Source organism: Kitasatospora sp. NPDC054939 (assembly GCF_053610105.1).
Genome location: NZ_JBSGXP010000083.1, coordinates 28899 through 37641 on the forward strand (window position 1 = coordinate 28899; position 8743 = coordinate 37641).

The window sequence follows — 8743 nt, forward strand, 5'->3', positions numbered from 1 at the left end:
CGTCCTCCGGAGACCCCATGCGCACCCGACGCCCACTCGCCCTGACCGCCTCCGTCGCCCTGCTGGCGCTCCTCGGAAGCGTGGTACCCGCGGCCGCCGAACCGCGCGATGCGCACCCGCGGCACCACCGACCGCCCCTGGCGGGGACGGTGGCCGCCGCGAGCGGGAACTGGGCCGGCTACGAAGTGGTCGGCGCCGCCGACGCGTTCACCCAGGTCAGCGCGTCCTGGATCCAGCCCACCGCGACCTGCGGTCCGGGCGCCACCAACGCGGACTTCTGGGTCGGGCTCGACGGCGCCGCGGGGGGCAACACCGTCGAGCAGACCGGAACCGGGGCGTACTGCCGAGGGGGAGGCCGGGTGGAGTACGGCGCCTGGTACGAGATGTACCCGGACGGCCCCGTCTACTACAACGACCCGGTCAAGCCGGGCGACCAGATCAGGGCCCGGGTCACCTACCTCGATGACGGCAGCTTCGAGCTCGTCCTCCAGGACGTCACACAGAACTGGATCGAAATCACCCGCAAGAAGCCGACCCATGGACGTCCCGTCCTGCGGAGGTCCGCCGAGGTGATCGCCGAGACACCGGGCGACAGCGGCCCGCTGACCGACTTCGGGACGCTCCGGTTCTCGCGCGCCCAGGTCGACGGCACACCGATCGGGAACCTCGACCCGATCAGGGTCCACATGACCCGTCAGGGCGGCGGCGGCCGCAGAGCCACCACCTCGCCGCTGACGGACGGAACGGACTTCACGGTGACGTGGCTGAGCCCCTGACCCCCGACCGGGGGCCACCCGTGCCTGCGGCCCTGCCCGGCCCCCGGGACAGGCCGCAGGCACTCCTGACCCGGCGGGAACCCCGCCGGAGGCTGCGGTAGGAACCCCCGCTGGGCAGGCGGCCGTACGGTCCGATCACCCGAGACCGGTGGGTCAGGGCTGGGGCAGTGTCAGGCACCGGCGTGTTCCGCGCGGGGTGAGGGGGTAGGGCAGGCCCGCCTCGTCGACCGCGGTGATCGCGCCGCTGCGCGGGAAGCAGTCCCCGGTGACCGACCCCACGCCCTGCGCGCGGTTGTAGTACACGCGCAGGGGGTCGGACGCGGTGTCGGTGTCGGTGGTGTAGGAGTTGTCGGCGAGGCGGAGCCGCGTTCCGCAGTAGCTGATCTGGCCGTACGTTCCCCCTCGGGGGGCGGCCTGCGGAATGTGGATCCGGTTTCCCCTGATGGTGAGTTCCTTCCCCCAGTCGCGGCCCGTGCTGCACTCGGCGCCCGGGGTCCCCGACAGCACGATCATGTGGCCCCACTTCGGGAAGACCCGCTCGTCCGGGGGCGACTGCGGTTCGGGGGGCGCGTTCAGGACGGTTCCCCGGATGGTGTTGTCGAGGAGCCTCAGCACGGGGGTGGCGCTTTCGCAGCGGATCTTCGTTCCCTGGCCCTCGATGAGGCTGTTGCGCACCGTGGTGGAGAAGACCGGGTCGGTCTGCCGGTACACCCTGCGCGCGATCGGAGACGGGTCGTTCGCCAGGTCCCGCAGGTAGCGGGCCCAGGTGGGCGAGGTCAGCTGCGCGGGGCTGCCCGCCGTGACGCACCAGAGGGCGAAGCCGTTCTGACTGTCCAGCGTGGAGTTCTCGACGATGCCGCCGACGATCCCCATGTCCACCACGTCCCCGCTCCGTTCGAGGGGGTTCTGCAGGAACGAGTTGCGCACCGTCACGTTCGCCGAGGCCTCCCCGTGGGCCATGGCGATCCCGCCGCCGAGGTTGCCGGTGACCCTGACACGGTCGAACAGGATGTTCCCGGTCACGCCCACCACGTCGTTGCAGGCACCGATCTGGTTGCCGCTCCCGTCGTACGGGGCCCACTCGGCGCCCTTGGGCGTGCACTCCGGCTCGATGTCCACACCGCGCGCCGGCGAGTGCACGGGGTAGCTGTCGACAGCGGTGCCCACGACACCGGTGTCGCGCAGTTCGCTGGCGGTGACCAGGACGTTGCGTCCCTGCCCGATCGTCAGGGCCTGGCGGACGTTGTTGGCGCTGATGACGTGCCGGATCTCCACGTCCCTGCCGGAGCCCAGCAGGATCCCGTCGGTGGCCATCGAGTGGATGCGGAGGTCCGCGAGGACGACGCGGCGGCTGGCGTTGCCAATGCTCCCACCGATGTGGACGCCGTGCTCGGACGCCTCGGCGAGCTTGCCGCCCGCCGGGACCTGCTGCTTCATCCGCTCGACGTTGCCGTCGATCTCGAACCCGGTCATCTCCAGGCCGTCGGCGTCCTGGAAGTAGAACGGGGTGGTCTGCTGCCTGTCCGTGGCCCAGAACTCGGTACCCGGGTAGTTGGTGACCGCCGTCCGGGTGAAGTCTCCGGCGACCTCGACCCGGGCACCGCGTCCGGTGATCCGCACGTTCCGGCACTTGTCGTACAGGATGGTCCAGGTCCGGGGATCGGCGGTGATCGTCGCGGTGTCGACGACCCGGTCGACGTTGTACACGCCGGGCGGATAGCGCAGCGTGGCGCCCGCGTTCTCCGGTCTGCACAGTTCGTCCGCCGCGCGTTGCATCGCGGCGGTGTCGTCGTGGCCGTTGTCGCCGGGATCGGCGCCGAAATCGGTCACCTCGATCACCTTCGCCGCCGGGCCCACGGCCTGACCTCCCGCCACCACCGGCTGGGCCCCCAGCGGCACCAGGCTCACCGACGCCGCCACCGCCAGGACCCATCGCCACCGAGGGGTGCGCCCGCCGGGCCCGGGCGACCTGGTTCCACCGGGTACGCATGCCATCTGTACGTCCTCACCTCTGCCGTCGTCCGCACGGGTCGTGTGATCCGGGGGCGAGCGCCGATCGACGCTCCACGATGGAATCGTTGGGTCACGGATCCCGACGCGCACCTGTACGAGCCAATCGGCGGACCCGCGCCGACCCGACTTGGCCGGCCCCGACCCGCGCCGACCGGCCCCCGACAGCCCGGTCGACCTGCACCTCGTGCGTGCGAGGGCTCGCGACTGCGGACACGGGCCACCCGATGTCCTCGGTGCCTCCTGCCGTGTACGAGCTCGTAGCCGGACCGGTCGCGGGTGTAGTCGGCCGTCAGCGAGCAGCTCCGGCATATCGAGGGTCGGGAACGGAGCGCCGCCCCACCCGGTCGGTCACAACAACCCCTGCGCCCCTGGATGTTATGGGCCGCTGACATTGGCGAAGACGGAGTGCCCGCTCACATACTCCTGTGGACGGCAGGTTGATGGGCCACGGACAACCCGACACGGGGGGTGCGACCGGCCCTCCCCTCCGTGCCCCCGACGCCTCCTGAACGAAGGAACCCCCATGCGTCTTTCCCGGCCCCTGTCCGCCGCGGGGATCGCCCTCGGCCTGACCATCGCCGCACCGGCCTTCACCAGCAGCGCCGTGGCGGCCCCGACCCCCATCGTCGGGGGCGAACAGGCCACCTCCACCTACTCGTTCATGGGATCCATCCTGGTCAACGGCAGCCACTACTGCGGCGCCTCGCTCATCTCGTCCGAGTGGATGGTCACGGCCCTGCACTGCACGTACGGCCAGGGTCCGCTCCCGGCCTCCGCCCTTCGCGTCCGGATCGGTTCCAACGACCACCGCAGTGGCGGCACCCTGGCCGGTGTCTCGCAGATCGTCCGCCCGTCCAGCGACCAGAACATGCGGGGCCAGGACATAGCCCTGCTGCGCCTCAGCGGCCGGGTCACCAACACGCCCGTGCCGATCACCGCCACCACCCCGCCCGACGGCTCTGCCACCCGCCTGCTCGGCTGGGGGCAGACCTGCCCGGAGCGAGAGTGCTCCACCGGAACGCCCCGCTACCTCAAGCAACTCGACACCAAGGTGCTGCCCGACAGCTCCTGCAGCGACGCGATGGGCAGCCGCGAGCTGTGCATCGCGGGCACCACCTCCGACACCGCCTGCTACGGCGACTCCGGCGGGCCGGCCCTGATCGACCGGAACGGCCGCCTCGAACTGGCCGGCGCCACGAGCCGCAGTGGCAGCGGCCACGAGACCTGCGGAGTCGGCAACGCCCTCTACACGGACCTGGCCTCCTGGCGGCCCTGGATCCAGAAGTACACCGGCACCCTCTGAGTCGTCACTTCTGCGGCCTGGGCCCCCTGAGGGTCCGGGACGCCGGATCGCGGCCGGATCGGGGGTGCGCAACCTTGCTCCGGCCGCGGTTCATCGTCCAGCCATCGTGCGGGAGGTGACCGACCGTCATGTTCGGACCGATGTGTTCCGTCTTGCACCGAAACCGTGGACATGACATGACGGCGTGAACTAGCCTCGCGATGCCATGGAACTGGAACTGCGGCACCTCCGCATTCTGCTGGCGATCGCCGAAGCGGGCAGCCTGAGCAGGGCAGCCGCTGCGCTCATGCTCTCCCAGCCGGCGATAACCACCCAACTGCGCCGGATCGAAGCCCTGCTCGGCCAGCCAATCTTCGAGCGTTCGGCCCGTGGGGTCGTACCCACGCGGGCTGGTGAACTCGTGATCCTGCATGCCCGTGACGCGGTGACCAGTGCCGACCGGATTCGTACCTGCCGTCTCCGGTCGGCGGCCGGCCTGGAGCCGGTGACGGTGGGCGGCAGTTCCGGCCCGTTCCTGAGCCATCTGGCGCTCCACCTGCCGACCGTGCTGAGCAACCCCCTGAGCTTCGTGCAGTTCGCGACGACGGGGGATGCCATGAGTCGCGTCGGGGACCGGTCCATCGCCGCGGGATGCCTGGTCGATCTGGACGGCTTCGGCGCGACGCCGGCCGAGGGGGTCGTCGTCGACGTCATCGGACTCGAACCCGTCGTAGTGATTCTTCCGACCGGGCACCCCCTCGCCCGGGAGAGGCGGGTCGACCTTGCGGGCCTCGTCGACGAAACCTGGCTCCTGCCGCCCAACGATTTGGGCTGCGACGACTACGGCGCGCTGGTCGATGCCTGCGGAGCCGCTGGATTCGCGCCGCGGGTCTCACCGCTCCGCATCGGGGACGTGGGCATCCTGTGCGACCTGGTCGCCCAGGGCGTCGGCCTCACGCTGCTGCAGGGGTCGACCAGAGCCCGTGAGGGCGTGGTCATGCGAAGACTCGCCGGCGACCCGCTCCTCGGGCGGCACCTGCTGGCCCTGCACCGCGAATCACCGCTCTTCGGCGCCCGGCCCCTGCTGCTCGATCTCGTACGGGACGCCTTCGACTCCCGCTGCGTCAAGCCGGATTGACCCTCCCGGCGACGGAGCGGCTTCACCCGCCCCGCCCGGACCTTCGGGCCCAGCTGCGGACGTCCGACCGGGCGCCGTCGGCGGGAGTCGGCACAGCACCCGCGCATCTCCCCCTCCGGCGACTTGGCAGGTCACCGCCAAAGTGAGATCGCTTCCTCCCGGAGGTGGCGACGTCCGCCGCCCCTGCCACCGTCTCCCCTTCCTCCCGGGGAGACCGACCCGACGTAAGGACAGTCATGCCCCACCCGAAGTGGTTCACAGCAGTCGGTACCGCCGCGATCATCACCATGATGATGGCACCCGCGGCGCAGGCCGACTCCAGGCCCGAAGCGGCTGCACCGGCAAGCGGTTCTGCCGTGACCACCCTCTACTACGACGCCACCCGCGCCGGTGGATGGGAAGCCGCCATCGCGGCCGGAGTCGCCTCCTGGAACGCGAACACCACCAACGTCAAGCTGGCGCAGGCCCGGCCCGGCACCCGCGCCGAGATCCAGATCGTCGCCACCAACGGCTGGCCGCAGGCCACCCTGGGCCCGGTCCGTCCGGGCGGCAGGGGCCGGGTGGAACTCGGAAGCCTGGCGGTCGCCGAGGGCCACGACAAGACCCGCATCGCCGCCCACGAGATCGGCCACAGCCTCGGCCTCCCGGACACCAAGCCCGGACCGTGCTCGCAGTTGATGTCGGGCTCCAGCGCCGGTGTCACCTGCAAGAACGCCGCCCCCGACGCGACCGAACGGTCCGGGGTCGAGTCCGCCTACGCCGGCCGCACCGCCGCGCCCACCCCGACCGGAGGCCTCCTGCCGGCCGACACGCCCTGACCGCCCGGAGGCGGGACGGGCACCCGTACTCGCCGCTGTCCTCGCCGCCCCGGACTGCGGTGCGATTCGACCGGGCCTCCGTACCGCGGTCCGAGGCTCCCGCCACCACAGCCGGCGGCAGGCCGAGCAGGCCGGACGGGCCGGGGCCGCCGAGTGCCGCAGCCCGTCAGGCGCCGTCAGGCCCGGCCGCGGCCCTGGTCCCGCCGCCGGCCCCGGACGGCGACACGGACGGCGACACGAACGGCGACACGAACGGCGACTGCGAGGAAACCACACGTCAGGACACGGAAGGCTGCGGTGCCGGGGGCCTCCTGTTGCTCGGTCGGATTTCGACCCACGAGCTGTGCAGGAGGTCCGACCCGCAGGTCGGTCCGGTCGGGACGTCACCCGATCGAGCCGACGACCTCGAACCCGCGCTCACCGGGATCGACAGGGCAGCGGTCACTCGGTCCGCCCCCGATCAGGCGGCCACTGCGTCAGTGCGGCGCGGTCGCCGCGGCCACGAACATCGGCACGGCCAGGAAGAGCCGGTCGGCTTTGGCCCGCGCGTGTTGATCAGCGTTCCAACGGTCCGCCTGCGCGCCTGTGACGGCACCGGCGGAGCAGGCTGCTCGGGCCAGTCCGGTGAGCAAGGGCAGCGCGGCCGGCCCGGTGAGCGTGCTGGTGCGTACCTCGATCGTCACGTCGCGGAAGCCGGCGGTCATCAGCAGGGCGCGGAACCGACGAGCTGCCCGCGGGCTGACGATCAGGTCGGCGCGGGCGTGCACGATGGTGCGGGTGAGGGCCGGATCGTCGGAATCGATGACGAGGGCGTCCCAGTCCTGGCCGACCAGCACGATCCGACCGCAGGGCGTGAGGACTCGGCGGGCCTCGGCCAACGCCCGCTCGGGCTCGGCCAGTTCGTGGAACACCTTGTCGGCTCGGTAGCCGTCCACCGAGGCGTCCGGCAGCGGCAGCTCGCACGCCCCCGCGATCCGGAACTCCGCCTCGGGCCAACGGCCGCGAGCGACGGCGATCATCTGCTCGCTCAGGTCCACGCCGACGGCTCGCACCCCCTGCTCGACCAGCTCCGCCACGGCTCGTCCGGCGCCGCACCCCACGTCCACTATGGACGTGCCGGGTTTCGCGCCGAGCAAGTCGTAGGAGAGAGACCGCAGTTGCGGGGCTCCTGGAAGGCGGTCGGCCTCGTCGAGTCGCGCGACGAGGTCGTCGGCGGGGTGGCGTCCGTGTGCTGTTTCCCTGGTCATGAGAGACAGACTGGGCGTTAATGTCGGCATGAAGTCAAGCACGCACAGGACGCCCGTCAGCAGTGAGCGCGGCCCGATGAGCATCGGTGCCGTCGCCGAACGCTTCGGTCTGGCCACGCACGTCCTGCGTCACTGGGAGACGATGGGGCTCCTCGCTCCGGCACGCGACGCCGCGAACCGCCGCCGCTACCACCCAGCCGACCTCGCCCGCGTCGCCGTCGTCCTGCGGGCCAAGGAGTCGGGGCTCTCCCTCGACACCATTCGCGCTCTGGTCACCACTGCCGGTGCCGTGGAACGGCGGAACGTCCTACACGAGGAGGCGGAGGCGCTGCGCTCCCGAATCGCGGCAGCGCAGGCATCACTCGCACTCATCGAATGCGCTCTCGGCTGCGATCAGGAGGACTTCACCCGGTGCGCCCATTTCCGGCTGGTGGCCGATGGCGCGGGCACGGAAGCGCCGTCCACGGACCCCTGTGGCTCCCCACGCCCGAAACCCGCGGGGCCGATGCGGCACCGCCGAGGCGAACCGTGATCTCTTCGATCTCGAAGGCGTCCGTGCCCCCCCGCTTCGTTCCTCGGTGCAGGACCAAGGGTCACCAGCTGCAGTGGTACTGGGCTCGGGTCAGGTCCCGCTCGCCGCCCCGGCTGACATTCCCCGGGGTTGCGGGACCGCCCGCCCGCCCGCCCGGACCCGGCCGCTGCTCGCAGGGCCCTGGCCGTCGGCCGGCTCGCAGGTACTACGGTCGAACTCCGTATCCCTTCCCTGACGTAGGCCAGGAGCCGATGAGCGAGCCGAGTTCGATCCGTATGACGTTGGTGGTGCTCTATACGCCGCGCCTTGAGGAGTGTCATCGCTTCTACCGCGATCTCGGGCTGGTCTTCGCCGCCGAGCAGCACGGGCAGGGGCCCCGGCACTATGCCGCTGTCCTGGCCGACGGTACGGTCTTCGAGCTCTATCCGGCCCGGCCGGAGCGGCAGAGCGAAATCCTCCGCCTGGGCCTCGCCGTCGACGGCAGCGGTGCCGCGGTGCCGCTCACCGCGGGGCGTCACCTGCTCACCGATCCCGACGGTCGCACCGTCGAGGTCCACGTCGGCTGAGCGGGCCTCGGTCGCGGACTGCGGGCCCACCGGCGGGCGATCGACATCGCTGGTGTGTCAATCGTCATCTGAGTCCTTTCGTGGATACCCCCGGCTTCAGCCGGGGGAGGAGGCGGCGAAACTCCCGCGCAGCGGGGCAGAGGAAGCCGGATCGCGGTCAAGTCGGTCTGGCGTAGGCGGCAGCTGACGGAACGTCACGTACTCACGCGCAGGAGTGCTAACGTGTGAGCCATGGCTGCTACTCACGTGAAGCGGGCTTTCAAGTTCCGCTTCTATCCGACGGATGCGCAGGCGGCCGAGCTGTCGCGCACGTTCGGATGCGTGAGGCTGGTCTACAACCGGGCGCTGGCTGCCCGGTCCGAGGCGTGGAC

General features: G+C 71.3%; 9 protein-coding genes. 7 read left to right on the forward strand and 2 right to left on the reverse strand.

The features are described from left to right. The first annotated feature begins 17 nt into the window (after positions 1-17). Positions 18-776: a G1 family glutamic endopeptidase gene (locus ACWGB8_RS22895; RefSeq protein ID WP_452215411.1), complete on the forward strand. Its 759-nt coding sequence runs from the start codon at positions 18-20 to the stop codon at positions 774-776. 153 nt (positions 777-929) lie between these two features. Here the strand turns inward: ACWGB8_RS22895 and ACWGB8_RS22900 are convergent, their stop codons facing one another. Then, a complete protein-coding gene (locus ACWGB8_RS22900; protein ID WP_452215412.1) occupies positions 930-2606 on the reverse strand; it encodes a hypothetical protein in 1677 nt (558 codons plus the stop codon). 706 nt (positions 2607-3312) lie between these two features. Here ACWGB8_RS22900 and ACWGB8_RS22905 point away from each other — a divergent pair. The 3 genes from ACWGB8_RS22905 (at position 3313) to ACWGB8_RS22915 (ending at position 6027) form a co-directional block, all read left to right on the forward strand. After that, entirely contained in the window at positions 3313-4092 is a 780-nt protein-coding gene (locus ACWGB8_RS22905) for a S1 family peptidase (protein ID WP_452215413.1), read from the forward strand. A gap of 205 nt (positions 4093-4297) precedes the next feature. Beyond that, a complete protein-coding gene (locus ACWGB8_RS22910) occupies positions 4298-5209 on the forward strand; it encodes a LysR family transcriptional regulator (protein WP_452215414.1) in 912 nt (303 codons plus the stop codon). A 236-nt stretch (positions 5210-5445) separates the two neighbouring features. Next, positions 5446-6027: a snapalysin family zinc-dependent metalloprotease gene (locus ACWGB8_RS22915; protein WP_452215415.1), complete on the forward strand. Its 582-nt coding sequence runs from the start codon at positions 5446-5448 to the stop codon at positions 6025-6027. Between the two features lie 476 nt (positions 6028-6503). On the opposite strand, the gene ACWGB8_RS22920 is transcribed toward ACWGB8_RS22915, so the two are convergent. Next, entirely contained in the window at positions 6504-7274 is a 771-nt protein-coding gene (locus ACWGB8_RS22920) for a methyltransferase domain-containing protein (RefSeq protein WP_452215418.1), read from the reverse strand. Between the two features lie 76 nt (positions 7275-7350). On the opposite strand from ACWGB8_RS22920, the gene ACWGB8_RS22925 reads away from it, so the two are divergent. The 3 genes from ACWGB8_RS22925 to ACWGB8_RS22935 form a co-directional block, all read left to right on the forward strand. Continuing rightward, positions 7351-7806 (forward strand): MerR family transcriptional regulator, encoded by a 456-nt coding sequence (locus ACWGB8_RS22925; protein ID WP_452215416.1) that lies wholly within the window; start codon positions 7351-7353, stop codon positions 7804-7806. A 251-nt stretch (positions 7807-8057) separates the two neighbouring features. Beyond that, complete coding sequence (locus tag ACWGB8_RS22930) at positions 8058-8372, forward strand: glyoxalase/bleomycin resistance/dioxygenase family protein (RefSeq protein WP_452215417.1); 315 nt, start codon at positions 8058-8060, stop codon at positions 8370-8372. 231 nt (positions 8373-8603) lie between these two features. Then, positions 8604-8743 (forward strand): helix-turn-helix domain-containing protein (locus ACWGB8_RS22935; protein WP_452215419.1); only part of this gene is annotated, 140 nt, incomplete at its 3' end.

Excerpts from the sequence above, each read along its gene's own strand:
- ACWGB8_RS22925 (WP_452215416.1), top strand. The coding sequence starts at position 7,351 with ATGAGCATCGGTGCCGTCGCCGAACGCTTCGGTCTGGCCACGCACGTC.
- ACWGB8_RS22905 (WP_452215413.1), top strand. The coding sequence starts at position 3,313 with ATGCGTCTTTCCCGGCCCCTGTCCGCCGCGGGGATCGCCCTCGGCCTG.
- ACWGB8_RS22930 (WP_452215417.1), top strand. The coding sequence starts at position 8,058 with ATGAGCGAGCCGAGTTCGATCCGTATGACGTTGGTGGTGCTCTATACG.
- ACWGB8_RS22910 (WP_452215414.1), top strand. The coding sequence starts at position 4,298 with ATGGAACTGGAACTGCGGCACCTCCGCATTCTGCTGGCGATCGCCGAA.
- ACWGB8_RS22920 (WP_452215418.1), bottom strand. The coding sequence starts at position 7,274 with ATGACCAGGGAAACAGCACACGGACGCCACCCCGCCGACGACCTCGTC.
- ACWGB8_RS22915 (WP_452215415.1), top strand. The coding sequence starts at position 5,446 with ATGCCCCACCCGAAGTGGTTCACAGCAGTCGGTACCGCCGCGATCATC.
- ACWGB8_RS22895 (WP_452215411.1), top strand. The coding sequence starts at position 18 with ATGCGCACCCGACGCCCACTCGCCCTGACCGCCTCCGTCGCCCTGCTG.